At 43.3% G+C, this 20,668-nt stretch carries 16 protein-coding genes; all 16 read left to right on the top strand.

Features of this window, described 5'->3' with window-relative positions:
* Positions 1 to 82 precede the first annotated feature (82 nt).
* Positions 83 to 2,518, top strand: a complete 2,436-nt coding sequence (locus F556_RS0125835; RefSeq protein ID WP_020619906.1) for an S-layer homology domain-containing protein — start codon at positions 83 to 85, stop codon at positions 2,516 to 2,518.
* A gap of 120 nt (positions 2,519 to 2,638) precedes the next feature.
* The gene (locus F556_RS0125830) at positions 2,639 to 3,400 is read left to right on the top strand and encodes a YveK family protein (RefSeq protein WP_020619905.1); all 762 of its coding nucleotides are present in this window, start codon (positions 2,639 to 2,641) and stop codon (positions 3,398 to 3,400) included.
* On the top strand, positions 3,384 to 4,076 hold the full coding sequence (locus tag F556_RS0125825; RefSeq protein WP_026297497.1) for a CpsD/CapB family tyrosine-protein kinase: 693 nt from the start codon (positions 3,384 to 3,386) through the stop codon (positions 4,074 to 4,076). Before F556_RS0125830 ends, F556_RS0125825 begins: the two co-directional genes overlap by 17 nt.
* A 37-nt stretch (positions 4,077 to 4,113) precedes the next feature.
* On the top strand, positions 4,114 to 6,000 hold the full coding sequence (locus F556_RS0125820) for a polysaccharide biosynthesis protein (RefSeq protein WP_020619903.1): 1,887 nt from the start codon (positions 4,114 to 4,116) through the stop codon (positions 5,998 to 6,000).
* Complete coding sequence (locus tag F556_RS0125815; RefSeq protein ID WP_020619902.1) at positions 5,997 to 6,689, top strand: hypothetical protein; 693 nt, start codon at positions 5,997 to 5,999, stop codon at positions 6,687 to 6,689. The genes F556_RS0125820 and F556_RS0125815 overlap by 4 nt, the downstream gene beginning before the upstream one ends.
* 32 nt (positions 6,690 to 6,721) lie before the next feature.
* Positions 6,722 to 7,345 carry a sugar transferase gene (locus F556_RS0125810; protein WP_020619901.1) on the top strand — a complete coding sequence of 208 codons (624 nt, stop codon included), beginning with the start codon at positions 6,722 to 6,724 and terminating at the stop codon, positions 7,343 to 7,345.
* Complete coding sequence (locus tag F556_RS39185) at positions 7,342 to 9,363, top strand: NAD-dependent epimerase/dehydratase family protein (protein ID WP_020619900.1); 2,022 nt, start codon at positions 7,342 to 7,344, stop codon at positions 9,361 to 9,363. Before F556_RS0125810 ends, F556_RS39185 begins: the two co-directional genes overlap by 4 nt.
* 2 nt (positions 9,364 to 9,365) lie before the next feature.
* Entirely contained in the window at positions 9,366 to 10,709 is a 1,344-nt protein-coding gene (locus tag F556_RS0125795) for a nucleotide sugar dehydrogenase (protein ID WP_020619899.1), read from the top strand.
* A 20-nt stretch (positions 10,710 to 10,729) separates the two neighbouring features.
* Positions 10,730 to 11,860: a glycosyltransferase family 4 protein gene (locus F556_RS0125790; RefSeq protein WP_020619898.1), complete on the top strand. Its 1,131-nt coding sequence runs from the start codon at positions 10,730 to 10,732 to the stop codon at positions 11,858 to 11,860.
* 64 nt (positions 11,861 to 11,924) lie between these two features.
* Positions 11,925 to 12,944: an EpsG family protein gene (locus F556_RS0125785; RefSeq protein WP_169447646.1), complete on the top strand. Its 1,020-nt coding sequence runs from the start codon at positions 11,925 to 11,927 to the stop codon at positions 12,942 to 12,944.
* Between the two features lie 9 nt (positions 12,945 to 12,953).
* Positions 12,954 to 14,138 (top strand): glycosyltransferase, encoded by a 1,185-nt coding sequence (locus F556_RS0125780; RefSeq protein ID WP_020619896.1) that lies wholly within the window; start codon positions 12,954 to 12,956, stop codon positions 14,136 to 14,138.
* A gap of 34 nt (positions 14,139 to 14,172) precedes the next feature.
* Positions 14,173 to 15,462, top strand: a complete 1,290-nt coding sequence (locus F556_RS0125775) for a lipopolysaccharide biosynthesis protein (protein ID WP_020619895.1) — start codon at positions 14,173 to 14,175, stop codon at positions 15,460 to 15,462.
* Positions 15,463 to 15,471: 9 nt separating this feature from the next.
* Positions 15,472 to 16,353 carry a UTP--glucose-1-phosphate uridylyltransferase GalU gene (galU, locus tag F556_RS0125770; RefSeq protein ID WP_020619894.1) on the top strand — a complete coding sequence of 294 codons (882 nt, stop codon included), beginning with the start codon at positions 15,472 to 15,474 and terminating at the stop codon, positions 16,351 to 16,353.
* Positions 16,354 to 16,393: 40 nt separating this feature from the next.
* Positions 16,394 to 17,560, top strand: coding sequence for a nucleotide sugar dehydrogenase (locus F556_RS0125765; RefSeq protein ID WP_020619893.1), 1,167 nt, complete (start codon positions 16,394 to 16,396; stop codon positions 17,558 to 17,560).
* A 24-nt stretch (positions 17,561 to 17,584) separates the two neighbouring features.
* Positions 17,585 to 18,160 carry a P-loop nucleotide/nucleoside kinase family protein gene (locus tag F556_RS0125760; protein WP_020619892.1) on the top strand — a complete coding sequence of 192 codons (576 nt, stop codon included), beginning with the start codon at positions 17,585 to 17,587 and terminating at the stop codon, positions 18,158 to 18,160.
* Positions 18,161 to 18,407: 247 nt separating this feature from the next.
* Positions 18,408 to 20,668, top strand: a 2,261-nt coding sequence (locus F556_RS38435) for a cadherin-like beta sandwich domain-containing protein (protein WP_169447644.1), incomplete at its 3' end; no start/stop codon positions are given.

Genomic DNA, 20,668 nt, shown 5'->3' with positions numbered 1-20,668 from the left:
CTAAACTTGATTCGCTACATATTTCGTCATTTTTTGACAACATAATCTCAAAATAACTAGTCGAGGTGAAGAGAAAGTGACAATGAAAAGAAAAATTGCGATTTCCACGCTTGCGGCATCCATGGCAGTAACCGCTTTTGCAGGAATCCCGCTCAGTTCCAAAGGTTTGGCTGAAAAGGTGGGTTTTCAAGTAAATGTGGCTAGTGCGGCTGAAATTGTAATCGATTCAGCTTTCAAGGCCAAGATTAAAACGATTCATGACGCACTACATAAGGCTGATGATCAGCATATTCAAGACGTAAGAGATTTCAGAGATGCTCTGGGAGCATTGGACGAAGAGGACATTGAAGATGTTATTCTTCCATTCTGGTTCAAAGTTGTAGATCAGCTAGAGTTGATTGAACAAGAAGAGGTCGTAGCCAAAAAAGGTCTTAAAGCGATTCTGACTGTTGTAATGGGCTCTTATTATGACGAGGACTTGAAGGCTCTTCAAGAGATTGCTGTTGATCCTGATGTTATCGCGGGATTGACACTTCTTGAAGAAAAAACAGGAATTGAGATTACGGTAGCTGAGGTTGTTAAATTCCTCGATCAAAGCGAAGGAATTGTAAAAAATTATGTCGTAGCAGAACAAGATAATCTTCTTGATCTCATTAATGCAAATGGTCGTGAGGATATCATCAGAGCTATTGCGCCAGAACTTCGTGCTGCTGATAACAATGTAAGTGCTCTGTTAAGGTTCTTGGATAATAATGCTTCGGAAGAGTTAAATATCACTACAAATGATCTCGTGGCTGCTTACAATGCATTTACGGAGCTCCCAGGAATTGAAGACACTTATGAAGATGCTACCAAGGCACTGGGCACAGCGTATATTCGTGCCAATACGACTGCACTGGGATCCACGAACGGACTTGTTCGTTCTTACAGTGCGCTAAGAGTACTTGGAATTGATGTTCCAGCTACGCAGTTTGGTCTGACATGGACGACATCTGGCAATACCTTGACACAATCTACATCTAACGGTAATCGAGTGTTTACTGCGAGCGGAAATGGAACTTCGACCATTACAGCTAGTATTGGTAACCGTGTAATTTTTGAAGAGACCGTTACTCTTACAGCAAATACAGGCGGCTGGGTCCCAGGCCCTGGAACTCCAGTTACTCCTCCTCCAGGACCTGGCACTGAAACGCCTCCAGTTGACGTACCTGGCGTAATCGGCGCAGTTCTGGACGAATTGGATGACATTCTGGCTGGTCTGGAAGGCGCATCGCCATCCGAGCGTGCGGAGATCATTGCCAAAGCAATCGACGCAGCAGTAGTAGCGATCGACAAGATTGCGAACTACAATGCAGCATCGAGCGTGACGGTAGCGAACGGCGTGGCTACGCTGAACGTATCGGATGCAGACGTGCTGGCGATCATCAACGGCATTCGCGATATCAAAGCGAAGCTTGAGAGCCTGGCTCCTGGTTCCACGAACGGCCTGAAGCCTCGTGCGATTGCAATTCACCTGGGTGCAATCTCTGAGGACCAAGTGTCCGTGAACATCTCGCAAGCGCTGTTCACAGCTGCACGTAACGCAGGTCTGGCTGGCTTCGAAATCGTTGCTGACCGTCTGAGCGTAACTCTGCCAGCGAGCAACAGCTTCGCAGGTGGCGCAGTGAACCTGTCGGTTGAGCGCGAAACGCCAAATGGTGAGCCTGCTGTTGAGGGTGTCCGTACCGCATCGCAAATCTACAGCTTCGATGTAACTGTAGGCGGCAATGCTGTAACGACTTTCGACCGTCAGGTTATTCTGAAAATTCCTGTTGTTAACACTGACGGACTGGACGAAGAGTTGCTGTCGTTGGCCAAGATCGTGAACGGCGATCTGGAATTCCATGGCGGCTTCCTGCGTGGCGGCTTCATCGTTGAACCACGTGACTCGTTCTCCTCTTATGTTATCGTCGAGAACAAAGTCAGCTTCAACGACATCGGCAGCGTAAACGCATGGGCTGGACGTCAAATTCAAGTTATGGCAGCCAAGGGAGCGATCCAAGGAAGAGCTGCAGGTCAATTCGTACCACGTGACAACGTCACTCGTGCTGAATTTGCTAAAATGCTGGTTCGTGCCATGAACCTGGAGAACAACTCAGCTACGCATAGCTTCTCTGATGTAAACTCGGGCGACTGGTTTGCACCATATGTAGCAGCTGCAGCTGATCTGGGTATCATCAACGGCCGTTCCGCGACTTCATTCGCACCGAACGCTCTGATCACTCGTGCTGAGATGGCAACCATGCTGGCTCGCACATTGAGCATTACGCATGAGCTCGAAGCGATTTCCGATGTTGACGGCGCACTGGCAGCCTTCATCGATGGTGCTTCGATCCACTCGACACTTCGTTCCGGCGTAGCGCTGGCAGCTAGCAAAGAGCTGATCATTGGGTACCAAGGTAACTTCATGCCGAACGACAATGCTACCCGTGCAGAAGCGGCTGTCATGGTCTACCGTGCATTTAACTTCACAGAATAATATCCTCATCTATCCTTAGTCAGGCAACAGCATCCTCTTCTCTCTTAGGTGAGAGGAGGATGCTTTGCACGTTTTATTACCAAGCGCTACGCGCTTCTATAGTTATGGAGGGAATTAACGTTGTCCACTGAATTAGACTTGCGGGATTACTTTCGCATTCTTCGCAAGCGCATCTGGCTGATCGTGGCGATTGTCCTCATCTCGACCGTGGCCGCAGCCGTTTATAGTATGTTTTTCAAGGAAGCCGTCTACCAAGCCTCAACCAAAATCATCGTCAACCGAGCTGACACTCAAGCTTCTGCTCCCCAGTTGGATCTAAATGAGATCAACACTAATATTCGCATGATCGATACATACAAAGAAATTATCCGTACCCCGGCGATCATGGACCGCGTTGTCTCAGAGCACCCGGAGTTCGGATTGACCTCTGAGCAGTTAACCCAACGTATTCAAGTCAATGCGGTTAATAACACGTTGGTCATGACACTGAGCATTCAGGATACTAGCTACCGTCAGGCAGCAGAGATCGTCAATGCGGTGTCCCTTATTTTCCAACAGGAAATTCCACAGATCTTGAACGTAGAGAATGTCTCCATCCTCAATGCAGCCAAACTGGACATTACGCCATCTCCAGTGGCGCCGAATATCCCACTGAACATCGCGATTGGTTTCATCGTGTCGCTGATGATTGCAGCAGGAATCGCATTTTTGTTGGAATATATGGACGATACGCTTAAGACCGAAGAGGATATCCAGCAGGCGCTGGGATTGCCAACGTTGGCTATGATTACTCGTGTCGATGAGCAAGAGAAACAGAAGTCGCTACAGGAGAACCGATCCTATCAGAAAGCGGGTGAGCTCGAACGTGTCACAGTCGAATAAACGTCATCTAATCACTGTCACTAATCCGAAATCTCCGATTTCTGAGTCTTATCGTTCGCTGCGAACTAATGTAGACTTCTCGTCAATCGATGAGTCTATGCAGGTCATTATGGTCACCTCGGCTGGTCCGGGTGAGGGGAAATCAACGACGATTGCCAACCTTGCCGTAACCTATGCCCAGATGGATCGTTCGGTTGTTCTGGTGGATGCAGACATGCGTAAACCGACCGAGCACCATACGTTTGGTGTCAGCAACCGCTTTGGCCTTTCGTCCGTACTGTCTCAACAAGCCTCGCTGGAGGATGTGATTCAGAAGACGAATGTGCCTAATCTTAGTGTCATTACTGCAGGGCCGATTCCCCCGAATCCGGCTGAAATGGTTGCGTCCCGGCGTATGACGGCGCTGATCGGCGAGCTACGCAACCGATATGATGTTGTCTTGATTGATACCCCGCCTCTGCTGGCGGTAACCGATGCCCAGATCGTCGCTACCAAGAGTGATGGTGTGCTGCTGGTCATTGATTATGGAAAGGTCAAACGCGACATTGCCATCAAGGCGAAGGCCAACCTGGATAAAGTGGGTGCCCGTGTCCTGGGAGTCGTGATGAACAACGTGAAGCGAAAGTCTTCGGAAGCTTATTATTACTATTACTATGGCACGGCGGACAGCAAGTAGTGTCCGAGGGCAAGCAGGAAGGAAAGGGAGGCGAGACATGAGTACCAAGCAGAAATTGCTGGCCTTGTTTGTAGTCGATATCGTCATTGTATGGTTCAGTATAGGGACATCGTATCTGTTCAAGTATAACGGCACCTTGCCGCAAGCGGTCCAGATGCAATTCATGCTCTACTCTGCCGTCTCCATGATCGTCTGCGGTGCTGCCATGGTCTATTACCGTCTCTATCACCGGATGTGGCAATATGCCAGTATTAGCGAGATTATCGCTATCCTCAAAGCGGTAAGTATTGGTTGGGTATTCTCGTACCTTATTACAGCACTATTGTTCCGTGAATTCGTACCGGTTGGCATTGCCGTACGAACGCTGGAGACGATGTTGCTCCTCTCAGGCGGAATCCGTTTCTTCTACCGACTGGTGCGTAATGGTAGGGCGAAGCGCGCTGAGCAAAAAGCGCAATCCTCTGTGCTGATCATCGGTGCAGGCGACTGTGGCGCACTGATTGCCAAGGAATTGCAGAATCCGGCTTTTGGAGAATGGAAGCTTGTCGGGTTCATCGACGATGATCCGCTCAAGCAGCGCATGCAAGTCTATGGTCTTCCCGTATTAGGGGACCGTAATATGATTCAATCGGCCGTCAAGGAGCATGGCATTGCAGAGATCATTATCGCTATGCCATCTGCGCCCAAGAAAGCAATCTCTGAACTTATTAACCTCAGTTTGGCATCTGGAATCAAGGTGAAAATGATTCCAGCCCTGAACGATCTAATTACGGGCCGGGTATCCGTCAAGGCGATCCGCGACGTCAGTGTCGAGGACTTGCTGGGACGTGATCCAGTCATTACGGATCTAGAGGGGATTGCCAATTACGTACAGAACAAAACGGTACTGGTCACTGGCGCTGGCGGATCCATCGGATCCGAGCTATGTCGCCAGATCGGCACCTTCCATCCTGATCGGCTGCTGCTGCTCGGGCATGGCGAGAACAGTATCTACACCATAGAGATGGAGCTCCGCAACAAGTTCCCGTGGCTCGACCTAGAGACCGTCATTGCGGATATTCAGGACCGGGAGCGGATGGACGAGGTGTTCCGCACCCATCGTCCACAGGTCGTGTTCCATGCGGCTGCCCACAAGCATGTGCCACTCATGGAACGCAACCCAGCGGAGGCCGTCAAAAATAACGGCTTCGGCACGAAGAATGTAGCAGATTGTGCAGATAAATATGGCTCGGAACGGTTTGTCATGATCTCCTCGGATAAGGCCGTCAATCCGACCAGCATCATGGGAGCTACCAAACGGATCGCTGAAATGTATGTGCAGAGTCTGGGCGCAAGCAGCCGGACCAAGTTCGTTGCCGTCCGATTCGGCAATGTCCTCGGAAGTCGTGGCAGTGTCATACCTTACTTCAAGCAGCAGATCGCAAGGGGCGGCCCGGTCACCGTCACTCATCCTGAGATGGTGAGATACTTCATGACCATTCCGGAGGCCGTACAGTTGGTCATTCAGGCTGGTTCATTCGCCAAGGGCGGCGAGATCTTCGTCCTCGATATGGGCAAGCCGGTACAGATCTTGAAGCTGGCGGAAGACCTCATCCGGCTCTCTGGCTTCGAACCGTATGCAGAGATTCCAATCGAATTCTCCGGCATGCGTGAAGGCGAGAAGCTGTTCGAAGAGCTGCTCACTGATGAAGAGGCCATCACCTCTACCACGCACGAGCGCATCTACATAGGCAAGCCGTCTAACATTAACCGCGCCGAGCTGGAGCTGGAATACAAGCGGCTTGAGAAGGTTGTCAGTGAACCTCCAGACAACGTAAGAATGGCGATCACGAGTATCGTTCCGTTATATGAAGAACAAATTGAAAGACCAATCGTCAAAGCAACGTCAACGATTCAAATAGAAAGGGAGGCCGTCGTATCATGAGTGAACAACAGCCACCAGAGCAAATAAGAGTTCGTAAGAAGCGTTACCGCAAGAAGAAACGCTGGCCCAAGGTACTGCTATGGACGCTCTCTATAGTGGTCATTCTTGGTGCCGGTGGTCTTTTTGCGGCTAATTATGCTATCGACAAGTTCTTGGAACAGATGGCAGCAGAGATCGATTTTGGAGATATCACGGCTGATGCTGGCGGTGAGCAGGCTACTGGTAACAACACTCCTGTAGGAGGCGGTGGCTCCGGGGATGGAGATTCTTCTGAGGGCGGGGCTGTGACCGATGGTACTGCTACACCAGGAACAAGTAAAGGTACGGGGGCTGATGGAGCTTCAGGAGGTAAACCTAGTAACAATCCCGCCCCAACAACACCTGAAGACTTAGATGGTTACTCAGCTGAGGTTACGCCGGATAAGGCGCAGCATGTGCAGGATAATGTAACGCTTGGCGATAAATCTAAAGTGCTGTCTATTATTATGGGTCAACTCAGTGTGGAAGATATCAAGCGTCTCCAAGAGTTGGCTAGTGGCGGGTTGACCGTCGAAGAGAAAAAAGAGGCTAGAGCATTAATGTTAGAAAAACTGACTGAAGAGCAGTACGATGAAATTATTGCAGTTGCTACAAAACATGGGCTTAGTACCGGGAAGAGTTATGGGGAACAAACTTCAAGTAGACAATAGGGAAAAAGTTATTTAGAGTAGGGGAGTTTTTAATGACTTTCTTAAAATTTAAGAGAACGATAGATATCTTACTTTCACTTTCTAGTATGATTATCTTATCCATTGTTATACTCATACTTGTCTTAGTGATAAAAGTTGATTCTAAAGGCCCGATTTTATTTAGGCAAAAAAGAGTTGGTCTTAATAAGAATTATTATTATATTTTAAAGTTTCGAACTATGAAAATTGATACTCCAAGTGAGATGCCCACTCATCTTCTTACCGATCCGGATCAATACATAACCCGGGTCGGTAAGTTTTTGAGAAAAACATCACTTGATGAGCTACCCCAGTTATGGAATATTTTTGTAGGTCAGATGTCTTTTGTTGGTCCCAGACCAGCTTTGTGGAATCAATATGACCTAATTTTTGAAAGAGATAAATATGGTGCTAATGATATTAAACCAGGCCTAACGGGATGGGCACAAATTAATGGACGAGATGAGCTTCCAATTGAAATAAAAGCGAAGCTTGATGGGGAGTATGTTGAAAATATGGGTGCAAAAATGGACATCAAGTGTTTTCTTCTTACCTTCAAAACGGTATTGAAAAGTGAAGGTGTTGTAGAAGGGCGAGTGCAATCTAAAGGGAATGCGAGGAAAAACACGAGCCTATGAATACTGTTGTCACTAAAAAAGTGCTAGTCACAGCGAAAAATAGTTATATTGGTAATTCGTTCGCTTCTTGGGTAAGCAAAGATAAGCAAATTCAAACGGATTTTATATCTTGTAAAAATGAGGATTGGAAAAATAAAGAATTTGGAGATTATGATGTTATACTGCACGTAGCAGGAATAGCACATGTAGATGCAAAGTCTGATATGGAAGAAATTTATTATAAAGTTAATAGAGATCTAACGATTGAACTTGCAGAAAAAGCTAAAAATGAAGGCGTAGAACAATTTGTTTTCATGAGTAGTATGATTGTTTACGGGGAAAGTAAAAGTGAAAAATTCCAAATAAATAAGGATACAGTCCCCAATCCATCTAACTTTTATGGTATGAGCAAATTGCAAGCTGAACAAGGATTAAAAAAGATCTCCGATACTAACTTTAAAGTGGCTATTATAAGAGCCCCTATGGTTTATGGTAAAGAAGCTAAAGGAAACTACAAAAAACTATCGAATTTCGCTTTGAAAACTCCTGTTTTTCCAGACGCAGATAATGAAAGAAGCATGCTTTATATTGATAATTTATGCGAATTGATAAAGTTCATAATACTTAATAACGATCAAGGTGTTTTTTATCCCCAAAACAAAGATTATGTTAAGACAAGCGAGTTAGTAGAATTAATAGCTAGATTTCATGGGAGAACGGTTAGACTCACTAAAGTATTCAATCCATTTATTAAGGTCTTTAAATCAAAATTAACAAGAAAACTGTTTGGTAATTTTACCTATAGTAAATCTTTAAGTACATACCCGTATGGTGATTATCAAATTTTTAATTTGAGTGAATCCATACTTAGAACAGAAACTAAAAACAAACCAGATGTCATAATTATAGGTGATAATGCGTTAGATAGCGTAGGGGGAGAGCAAGAGTCTACAAAAATTATTTTGCGAGGAATCAAAGATTTATTCCCATTAGGTGTCATTCAGCCAGGGATAATAAAAGAACCAATTGAAGCGATATCTTACTACGATGTTACTTCTGAAACTAGAATTAAGCACTTGGTAAAGAAACCGATTAAATTCCTAAGATATATTTTTAGAATTAAAGGTGTAATAAAAAGCAATAAACCAAAAGTGATTCACACCCAGGCCCAAGTTAGTTTTTTTATAATTTCTTTGTTGAAGAAGATTAAGATGATTTCAAATGATATAAAGTTTGTTCATACCGAAAGAGGTTTGTATACAAAGTATAATGATTTAATTAGAAAGGTTTTTTTATTTTTTATAAATGAGTTGGATGTTTTTGTAACTACAACGCAATTTAACATGACCCATTGGGAAAAAGCTATAACTGCTAAAAAAAATAATAAGGTAGAATTTAAGATTATAGAGAATACTGCAGGCCTATTATTTGAGGAATTTGATGAGAATTTAAAAAAGAAGAATTCAAATTCAAATTGTATAAAAATAGGGTTCGCTGGTCGGTATTGTGATTGGAAGAATTGGCCTTTAGCAGAAGAAATTTGTGAAAAGCTTAAAGATGTTCTTGGAGATAAATTATATGTTGAAATGGCAGTAGGATGTTTAGATGAACACTCAAAACAGCAAACAATTGATATGTTTAATAGATTGAAAGAACTACTAGGAGAAAGATTTAATGGCGCTATAAATATAGATTTGAAACAGATGGATGTTTTTTATTATAAATTGGATGTATTTATTTTGACTTCGAATTATAATACTGAATCGTTTGGAAGAACATTGGTCGAAGCAATGAGTAGAAAAAATATTGTGCTTACAACTAATTCAGGTGGATCAGTAGAGGTTGTAGGCAACAAAAGCAACGTCTTTGTAAGCTCTGATGAATTCTCTCAAAAGGTTTTGTTTTATTATAATAACCCAGAGGAGATGGAGGAAGAAAAGAAATTCAACTTAAGAAGAGTAAAAGAAGTTTATTCTCTACAGAATAATTTAAAAAAACATATTGCTCTTTATCAACAGCTTTCAAATGAGAATATGTAAATATGAAAAATGGAGTGTTTCCTTTGAGTCTCTTTCAAGCATTAATAGATAGACGTGAAAAAATGTCCATTATCGGTCTGGGCTATGTAGGTATGCCTTTAGCTGTAGCGTTTGCAAAAAAAATTAATGTTATTGGTTACGATAATAATATAGATAAAATTAAATTGTATAAGTCTGGGCAAGATCCCACTAATGAAGTGGGGAATGAGGAAATAAGTAATACAACTGTAGAGTTTACTTCTTCTGAGCAAAGGTTAAAAGAGGCGAAATTTCACATTGTCTCAGTACCTACGCCAATAAATTTAGATAAGACCCCTAATCTTGCTCCAATTGAAAATGCTAGTAAAGTAGTAGGGAGAAATCTGACTAGAGGATCTATAGTAGTATATGAATCAACTGTGTATCCTGGTGTAACAGAAGACATATGTGTAAATATACTTGAAGCTGAATCAGGGTTAAAGTATGGCGTTGATTTTAAGGTGGGTTACTCACCTGAAAGAATCAATCCTGGGGATAAAATTAATACCCTTGCGAGTATAGTTAAGATAGTTTCAGCTTGTGATAATGAAACTCTTGATATTATTAGCAATGTTTATAAATTGATTATCAAAGCAGGAGTTTTTCAAGCGAAGTCTATAAAAGTCGCTGAAGCTGCAAAGGTAGTGGAAAATAGCCAACGTGATATAAATATTGCTTTTATGAATGAACTGGCAATGGTGTTTGATCGAATGGGGATTGACACTAAAGAAGTTATTGAAGCAATGAACACTAAATGGAATGCACTTGGTTTTTACCCAGGTTTAGTTGGGGGGCACTGTATAAGCGTAGATCCATATTACTTCATATATGAAGCAGAGAAACTCGGGTATCACAGCCAAATTGTTTCTGCTGGCAGGAAAATCAATGATGGTATGGGACGATTTGTAGCAGAATCTATTGTTAAGAAATTAATACATACCAATAAAAAAGTAAAAGATTCAATTGTGGTTATATTGGGTCTTACATTTAAAGAAAATACACCGGACACTAGAAACTCCAAGGTAATAGATATAATTAAAGTTTTGGATGAATATGGTGTAAGGCCAATTGTTGTAGATCCGATAGCAAATATACATGAGGTTAAAGAGCAATATGAAATTGAACTTGTTGATTTAGATAAAATTAAAGATGCGGATTGTTTAGTATTTGCAGTTGCTCATAATGAATTCATAGATAAAGATATGAAATTCTGGAGTAAGTTATTTAAAGAAGACCTGGATAACAGTTCCAAAGTCATAATAGATGTAAAAAGCATTATGGAAAAGTCGGATATTTCAAATGAAGGATTCTCATTTTGGAGATTGTAAAAAGATATTAAAATAAGTAGGTGAACAAAGTGGCAGTTCTTCACATAGCCTGTGGAGCTAGCTATAGTAATATTTACTTTGAATTATTTAATGTTCTTAAAGAAAAAGAAGTGGGTTTTTCAGTCTACGTGCCGCAGCATTATTCAAACAAAAAAACTTATAATGAAGATGATTATGGTTTCAAATTATATTCTAATAAAATCATAAAACCATATGACAAATTTTTGTATTTCACTAAAATTAAAAGGATGGAAAAAGACTTAATTAGTAATATTGGTCTTTCAAACCATGATTTATTGCATGCTCATAGTTTGTTTTCTGATGGTGGAGTGGCTTTTAGTATTTTTAAGAAATACAGAATTCCTTATATAGTTGCAATTAGGGACACTGATGTTAATAAATATTTTCGGATGGCAATTCATTTGAGAACTCATGCAATTAATATTATGGAAAATGCTTATAAAATTGTTTTTTTGTCTGATGCATATAGACAAGCTGTTTTAAATGAATACGTTCCTGATAAAAAAAGAAATAGTTTATTTGAGAAGAGTGTAGTCATTCCAAATGGTATTAATTCATATTGGTTAAATAACAAACATAAAAACATAAAGAAAAATGAAAAGGTAATAAGTATTATCTTTGTGGGACAAATCATTAAAAGAAAGAATATCGAAGGTTTACTGCACTCGCTAAATATCGCTGAAAAGAAATCTGATAAATCTATAAAATTAATGGTTATAGGAAAAAAAGTAGATGAAAAGTATTTTGAACAACTAAAAGGTATAAGGGAATTTGAATATATTTCACCTATATCAAAGGAAGAGTTAATAAAATACTATCGTAAATCTGACATTTTTGCTATGCCATCTCATACTGAAACTTTCGGATTAGTATACGCAGAGGCGATGAGTCAAGGATTGCCAGTAATATATACAAAGGGACAGGGATTTGATACACAATTCAATGATGGAGAAGTAGGTTATAAAGTTTCGGCAACTGACATTGAGGGGATATCTGATAAAATACTGTTAGCCTATAAAAATAAAAAAAGGATATCAGAAGCGTGTATTGAAAAAGTTGGTAAATTTGATTGGGATGGAATTGTTGAGAAATATATAGATATTTATCATAGTAGCAAAACTTATTTCTGAGTAGTAAAAGAGTGGAGGGTTTAAAATATCAATATACATTTTTGTCTTTTCATTTGTATTTTTATTGGGACTCTTCAATACAAAATACTGGAATAAGAACGCTGGTACCAAAATAAGTTATTTAGTTTTATCCCTAACTCCACTGTTTATTGTATCTGGATTAAGAGGGTCTAATATTGGGACCGATACTTGGAATTATCTTCGAGGTTTTAGGAATATCGCAACCACATCATTCAATAATGTATTTTCTCTCGAGAGATGGGAGCCTGGATATTTAATAATAAATAAGCTATCTAGTATTATATCGTATAATGAACAGGTAATTCTCATTGTGACGAGTTTTCTGTCGTTAGCTGGTGTAGGTTATTTTATTTATAAAAATTCTACTAATGTTGTTTTTAGTTTGTATTTATTTGTATCTCTTTACCTGTACTTGTTCTCTTTTAATGGTATTAGGCAAGCCATAGCTATATCTATAATAGCAATTGGATTTCATTACATTATTAATAGAAAGCTAATTAGGTATATTGTAGTCGTAGCTTTAGCGTCACTATTTCATCAAACTTCAATTTTATTATTAGTTTTATACTTTATATATGGATTAAGAGCTAATATAAAGGTTTTAGCATTGTTAGCTAGTGTTTTCGCAGTTGTTTGGGCAATTTTAGATAGATTAATTCTCGTAGTTATTAGAAATTCAAACACTTTGAGTTATCTAGAATCTGGCCAATTGTTTGAGGGTTCTGGTCTGCTATTTCCTTTAATTAGTGCGAGTATATTGTTTTTGTTGGTGTATATTAAGTTTTCTGAATCAATTAGAGACAAAGATTTAGATTTTTTTATTATACTTACTCTTCTTAGCTTATTTAATAATTTGTTGTCGCTAGAAATAGCTCTTTTTGTAAGGTTTAGTTACTTTTTCATGGTTTTTTACATACTTGCTATACCTTATTCTTTGCGGCTAATTAAGAAAAAAGAAAAGAGAATCATTTTGAGTTACACAACAATTATTTTAACTTTATCTTATTTAGCGATTAGATTGTCACAGGGATGGCACGGAGTAGTACCTTATCAGATATACTGAGGTGAATTAATGCACGTTATATATATTTCTAGAATTTACCCGAATAGATTAACCGATAATGGGCGAGTATTCCATAGTCAAGCAAAAGAGCTTATGAAATTAGGTTGCAAAGTGACTGTCATTTCTCCTATACCCTTTAGCCCCAAGATATTAAGTAAACGAAAAAAAACTTGGTCAGAATATAGTAAGCTTCCTTTAAAAGAAATCTATGACGAAATTGAAGTTTACCATCCAAGATATATTAAGCTGCCTAAAGCTGGACGCTTCCTTAGTACATTAAACGAGCATTCGTTAATGCGTTCAATAAGAATGACATTAAATCAAATAGCTCATAACTTGAAATTTGACATTATTCATTGTCATATGACCTACCCAGATGCTTTAGGCATCAGAAATCTAAAAAAAAGATATAACGTTCCAGTTATAGTATCTGCTCGGAGTTCGGATCTTGACTTGTCGATTGGTAAAACATACATAAAAAATAAAATGCGCTCCATATATACTAACGCCGATGGAATAGTTACGCCAAGTGTGCAACTTCAGAAGAAGCTACTTAATGAGCTTGGTTTTGAATCTTCATTAATAACCAATGGGATATATCCAGATGAGTTGTCTCAAGTAAAAAGTAGTGATTCAATAGAAATGGTTGACGAGAAGATTATCTTAAGTATCGGGAATTTAACCCAAACTAAAGGTATTCAATACAATGTAGAAGCATTGGCCGAATTAGTAAAGGAATATGAAAAAGTTAAATATATTATTATTGGAGAAGGTGAGTTTAAAGAGGATCTAATAACTTTAACGAAAAAATTAAAGCTAGAAAAATATATTCAATTTAAAGGTAGTTTGTCTCACGGTGAGGCCATGAGATATTTAAAAGATTGTGATATATTTAGTTTACCAAGTTATAGAGAAACTTTTGGACTTGTCTATCTTGAGGCTTTATTTTACGGTAAGCCTGTAATAATATGTCAAAATCAAGGTATCGATGGTGTTGTTGTGAATGATCAAAGTTGCAAAGTGGTAAGACCTAATTCAGTTGAAGATGTTTATCTCTCATTAAAAGAGTTAATAGCCAATGATAAAAAGAGGAATGAGCTCGGGAGTAGAGGGCGAGAAATTGTTCAGAAAGGATATTTTTGGAATGACATTGGAAGGGAAATTAAAGAATTTTATTCGTCTCGCATAAACTAGAAAACCAAACACAGGAGTCATGTGCAGGAGAACTATGAGACATTTAGCTAATCAATTCCGTAAAAATAAATTAATAAGAAATATAATTATAGTAGCTTCAGGTACTGCTGCTGCTCAATTTATAACGATGATATTTTCACCTATCATTACTCGTATTTATGGTCCTGAAGCTTTTGGGATATTGGGAGTTTTTGTAGCAATAGTCGCTGTTCTTTCGCCCATAGCCGCTTTGACATATCCTGTTGCAATAGTTCTTCCTCAAGACGATTTTACTGCGGGAGTTCTTGCGCGACTTTCTTTTTGGTTATCAGGAATCATTGCTAGTATTACTATACTAATAGTAATATTTTTTAGTTTTGAAATAACAAACGTTTTTCAACTACAAATAGATGCAAGGTATTTGTATTTTGTACCGATCTTCATGTTCTTTTCCTCCTTTTTACAGGTGGCCCAGCAATGGAGAATTAGGACTAAACAATTTGCTGTAACTGCAAAAGTATCTATAATGCATTCTTTAATTTTAAACAGTTCAAAAGTCGGAATTGGTTGGCTACATCCTTTTGCGATATCCCTTATATATGTGACTGTATTAGGAAGCTTACTTCATTCAATAATGTTATTTGCTTCAATGAAAACAAAATCAACTTACGGAGATTCTGAAACTGTAAACAAGCAAACATATTTCAATGTGGCAAAACAATATATTGATTTCCCGCTGTTTAGAGCTCCTCAGGTATTTATTAATGCCTTGTCGCAAAGTTCACCTATATTATTGTTGTCTATTCTTTTTGGTCCTATCTCTGCTGGGTTCTATACTCTTGGTAGGACTGTACTAGGAGTGCCCACTCAACTAATTGGAAAGTCTGTAGGTGATGTACTCTATCCTAAACTTGCAGATGCGTTAAATAAAGGGCAAGATCTTAGTAAGTTAATTATAAAAAGTACCTTAGGATTAGCCGCTCTTGGTTTGTTACCGTTTGGAGTAATTATATTGATTGGACCGATTATATTTGGCTATGCCTTTGGTTCAGAGTGGACTCAAGCAGGAGAATATGCACGCTGGTTGTCGCTATGGCTATTTTTTATGTTTATCAACAGACCATGCGTTGTAGCCATTCCAGTTTTAGGGCTTCAAAAAGGTTTTTTAATTTATGAACTATTCAGTACGTTATTCAAGATAGTTGCCTTAATAATTGGTTTTTATTTTATTGGAGATGATGTTGCTGCTCTAGCTTTGTACTCAATAGCAGGTGTGTTATCTTATGTCTTTTTAATTCTTTGGGTAATAAAATGGAGTCTAAAATCAAGTTTGAACAGAACATGAGGTGAGCCTATGAAAGTCCGCAAAGCCATCATCCCAGCCGCAGGCCTCGGCACGCGTTTCTTGCCCGCCACCAAGGCGCAGCCCAAAGAGATGCTGCCCATCGTGGACAAGCCTACGATTCAATACATCGTGGAAGAGGCAATTGCCTCCGGAATCGAAGATATTATAATCATCAGTGGCCGCAGTAAGCGTGCCATTGAAGATCATTTCGACAAATCCTATGAGCTCGAAGAAACGCTGTTGAAAAAGGGCAAGCACGACCTCTTGGAAGAAGTGGCGGCCATCTCCAACATGGCTAATATCCACTATATCCGGCAGAAGGAAGCGCTGGGACTGGGGCATGCAATTCAATGCGCCCGCTCCTTTATTGGTCAGGAGCCCTTTGCCATCCTGTTGGGAGATGATATCGTCCAGTCCCCTGAGCCGTGTCTGAAGCAGTTGCTTGACGTCTTCGATCGCTACCATTCCTCCGTCGTTGGGGTCCAACCGGTAGATGAGGCGGACGTCTCCAAGTACGGGATTATTGATCCGAAAGGGCATGAAATCGAGCCGGGTGTGCTTAATGTCCAAGCACTTGTGGAGAAACCGCATCCGAAGGAAGCACCATCCCGCTACGCAATCTTGGGTCGTTATGTATTGAGACCAGAAATCTTTGATGTTCTGGAGTCCTTACCAGCTGGTTCTGGTGGAGAAATTCAGTTAACGGATGCTATCAATGAGTTGAACCGCACCCAAGCGGTGTTGGCCTATCATTTTAAAGGAACCCGTTACGATGTGGGGGATAAGTTTGGCTTCGTTAAAGCGACCCTTGATTTTGCGCTGCAGCGGGAGGATCTGCGGGAGGATGTTGCCCGATATCTCCGACAGTTACACAACGAAGAGGCATTCTGAGAGGAATGCCTCTATTACATAAGCAAGGAAGTGTCGCCTAGTGAAGATTACAATCGCAGGTACCGGCTATGTCGGTCTCTCCAATGCAGTGCTGCTGGCTCAGCATAATGAGGTCATCGCGCTGGATATCATCCAGGAGAAAGTCGATCTCATCAACAATCGCCGTTCGCCGATTATCGACCCGGACATTGAGACGTTCCTGGCTCAAGAAGAATTGCAGCTCACGGCAACTACCGATAACTATCTGGCCTTCAAGGATGCGGAGTATGTCATCATTTCTACGCCTACGAATTATGATCCGGACAAAAACTACTTCAACACCCGCAGCGTCGAAGCGGTCATCGCCAGTGTGCTGTCCATTAACCCGGATGCGGTGATGGTGATCAAGTCGACGGTGCCGGTGGGCTATACCGAGAAGGTGCGGGAGAAGTTCGAGACGGAGAATATCATCTTCTCGCCAGAGTTCCTGCGGGAGGGCAAGGCGCTGCACGATAACCTCTACCCGTCCCGTATTGTAGTTGGCGAGGAGTCCGAGCGTGCGCGGCGGTTCGCAGACTTGCTGGTGCAAGGGGCCCGAAAAGAGAACATCGACGTCCTCTTTACCGGCTCCACCGAAGCGGAGGCCATCAAGCTGTTTGCCAATACGTATCTGGCGATGCGTGTCGCGTTCTTCAATGAGCTGGACTCGTATGCCGAAGTGCGTGGGCTGAATACACAGCAGATTATCGATGGCGTTGGTCTGGACCCGCGGATCGGGACGCATTATAATAACCCTTCTTTTGGCTATGGCGGCTACTGCCTACCGAAGGATACGAAGCAGCTGCTGGCGAACTATGCGGATGTGCCGAACAACATCATGGGCGCGATCGTCGAGGCCAACCGTACCCGGAAGGATCATATCTCTGAGATGATCCTGAGCCGCAGTCCGAAGATCGTCGGCATCTACCGTCTTACAATGAAGATGGATTCGGACAACTTCCGCCAGTCGGCGATCCAGGGCGTGATGAAGCGCATCAAGGCCAAGGGCATTGAGGTCGTCGTGTATGAGCCGGCCCTGACGGATGACACCTTCTACAACTCCCGGGTGGTCAACGACTTCGCCCTCTTCAAAGAAATCTCCGACGTGATCGTCGCCAACCGTCTCTCCAGCGACCTGGAGGATGTCGTGGCGAAGGTGTACACACGGGATTTGTTCAGCCGGGACTAATCTCAGCGAAGGTGAGGTGAGCCGATGCCTGTACCCTACCTGCTAATCGTGAACGGCCTGCCCGGCTCCGGCAAGACCACGCTGGCCCAGCGGCTGGCGCAGGATCTGGCGGTTCCCCGTTTTGCGCGGGATGGGATCTACGAGACCCTGTATGATGCTATGCACCGCCCATCGGATGAGGCGCACCCTGCGCTGGGGCACGGGGCATTCGCTATGATGTACTATGCGGCGGGACAGATCCTCTCGGTTGGACGCTCCTGTCTTGTTGAAGGCTATTACGGCCGTCCGGCACTACGAAGCGGGGAGTTTCACCAGCTCCAGCAGCGCTATCCGTATGAACCGATCCAGCTGCTCTGCAAGGCGGACGGTGAGGTGCTGGTCGAACGCTTCCTGGCGCGTATGGCCAGCGAGTCCCGACATGGCGGCCACGCCGATCAGGCCTGGCTGGAAGCCAACCGTGAGCTGCTACTGCAGGGCGAGCTGACGCCGCTGTCCGTCGGTGGGACCTTGATTGAGGTGGACACCACGACCCCGGAGCGGATGAACTATGAGGCTCTCCTTACACAAATTCGAACCAAGATGACCGTCACTGACCTGTAGCCGTGGCGGTCATCTTTTTGTACAGTGAGGTCCATGTTCGTTGGGTTGTCGACGGCAAGGGAAATGGCCTGGCATGTATAGATGTCAGGTGAAATATAGCAGGAAGGCCGGATTAAAGATGGCTAGGGGGAAGATGGCGGGGGGCGTGTGATTTCATATTCTTTCATATTTCTTTCATAGCGATCTAGTATAATGAGGAAAGGATCTCTGTAATCGGAAGACAAATATGTATTTTGGAGGCAAGAGAATGGTATTGCAAAGGATTGTGCCGAAGTTCATTCTTTTTTTGGTTTTCCTGTTAGTAGTTTCGGTTGCTACCCCCGGCCAACCCGTCCTGGCGGATAATTTCGGTGATTATACGTACACGAATCATGGAGACGGGACGGTAACAATTACCGACTACAATGGTACGGCTACGGATGTGAACATACCTGGGACATTGAATGGGTTGACGGTCATTGGAATTGGAATGGACGCTTTCAGAAGCAACGCACTAACTAGTGTTACAATCCCTGATGGTGTAAGGACTATTGGTGCTCAGGCTTTCCTCTACAACAATTTGACGAGTGTTACCATCCCGGGAAGTGTGACGTCCATTGGAGATCATGCTTTCAGACAAAGCGGACTGCGTTCTGTTACCCTATCGGATGGAGTGACGACAATAGGGGCAGCTGCATTTAGCGAAAACGACCTATCCAGTGTCACCATTCCGGGAAGTGTGACGACTATTGGAGATCAAGCGTTCAGAGACAATTCACTAACCAGTGTCACGATTTTAAATGGTGTTCAGACGATTGGGAATTATGCATTCATCCTAAATAGCGTGTCCAGTGTCACCATTCCGGGAAGTGTGACGAGTATTGGAGAGCATGCTTTCAGAGACAATTCTCTAACCAGTGTCACCATTCCGGATGGTGTGACGACTATTGGTGTGAGCGCATTCTATAATAACAGTCTGACCAGCGTCACCCTCCCGGATAGTCTAACGTCTATAGGGAATTCTGCATTCATGAATAACAGTTTGACAAGTGTTACGATCCCGGATAGCTCAATGACAATCGGGAACGGAGCATTTCAAGCCAACGCTTTAAGAAGTATCGCGATCCCGGACAGTATACCGGAAATTGGAGAATATGCATTCTCTTATAACCAACTGTCCAGTGTTAGGATCAATGGCAGCGACACGATAATCGGAGCGCATGCGTTCGAGGGCAATCAACCATCCTCGGCGGATCTAACTCTTATTAGCTTTGATCCATCTACGGCTAAGGATTATGCTGCTGATTACGGGCACACATTTAATGCCTTTGCTGACCTAACCAGTCTTACGCTGAGCGCGGGCAGTCTGGATCCCGCGTTTGCATCGGACACGGAGGAGTATACTGCTTCCGTTGCCAATAGCGTGAATACAATCGAGGTCACGCCGACAACAGCGGTCGGCACATCTACCGTGACGGTTAACGGTGATACGGTGACCAGCGGCAACGCTTCTGATCCGATCGCGCTGAACGTCGGGGCGAACACAATCACCTTGGTAGTGACGCCGCAGAACGGCTCGACCAAGACCTATACGGTCGAAGTGACGCGGGCCGCATCCAGCAACGCGAATCTGAGCGATTTGACGCTGAGTGCGGGCAGTCTGGATCCCGTCTTTGCATCCGGTACGGAGGAGTACACCGCTTCCGTTGCCAATAGTGTGAATGAGATCGAGGTCACGCCAACTGTGGACGCTGGCACATCTACCGTGACGGTTAACGGCGGGACGGTGACTACCGGGAGCGCTTCTGATCCGATCGCGCTGAACGTCGGCGCGAACACGATCACCGTGGAAGTAACGGCGCAGGACAACTCGACGAAGACCTATACCATCGAAGTGACGCGTGCCGCATCTAGCAACGCGAATCTGAGCGATTTGACGCTGAGTGCGGGCAGTCTGGATCCAGCGTTTGCATCCGGCACGGAGGCGTACACCGCTTCCGTTGCCAATAGCGTGAATGAGATCGAGGTCACGCCGACAACAGCGGTCGGCACATCTACCGTGGCGGTTAACGGCGCTACGGTAACCAGTGGCAGCGCTTCGGATCCGATCGCGCTGATCGTCGGCGCGAACACGATCACTGTGGAAGTAACGGCGCAGGACAACTCGACGAAGACCTATACCATCGAAGTGACGCGTGCCGCATCCAGCAACGCGAATCTGAGCGGCTTGACACTGAGCGCGGGCAGTTTGGATCCGGCGTTTGCATCGGGTACGGAGGACTACACCGCCTCTGTCGCCAATAGTGTGAATAACATCGAGGTTACGCCGACAACAGCCGTCGGCACATCTACCGTGACGGTTAATGGCGGGACGGTGACTAGCGGCAGCGCTTCGGATCCGATCGCGCTGAACGTCGGCGTGAACACAATCACCGTGGAAGTAACGGCGCAGGATAACTCGACGAAGACCTATACGGTCGAAGTGACGCGGGCCGCTTCCAGCAACGCGAATCTGAGCGGCTTGACACT

The organism is Paenibacillus daejeonensis DSM 15491, from assembly GCF_000378385.1.
GTDB lineage: Bacteria > Bacillota > Bacilli > Paenibacillales > Paenibacillaceae > Paenibacillus_D > Paenibacillus_D daejeonensis.
Note: the sequence above shows the minus strand (reverse complement) of the source record. Positions and strands in the feature narration are given on the sequence as shown.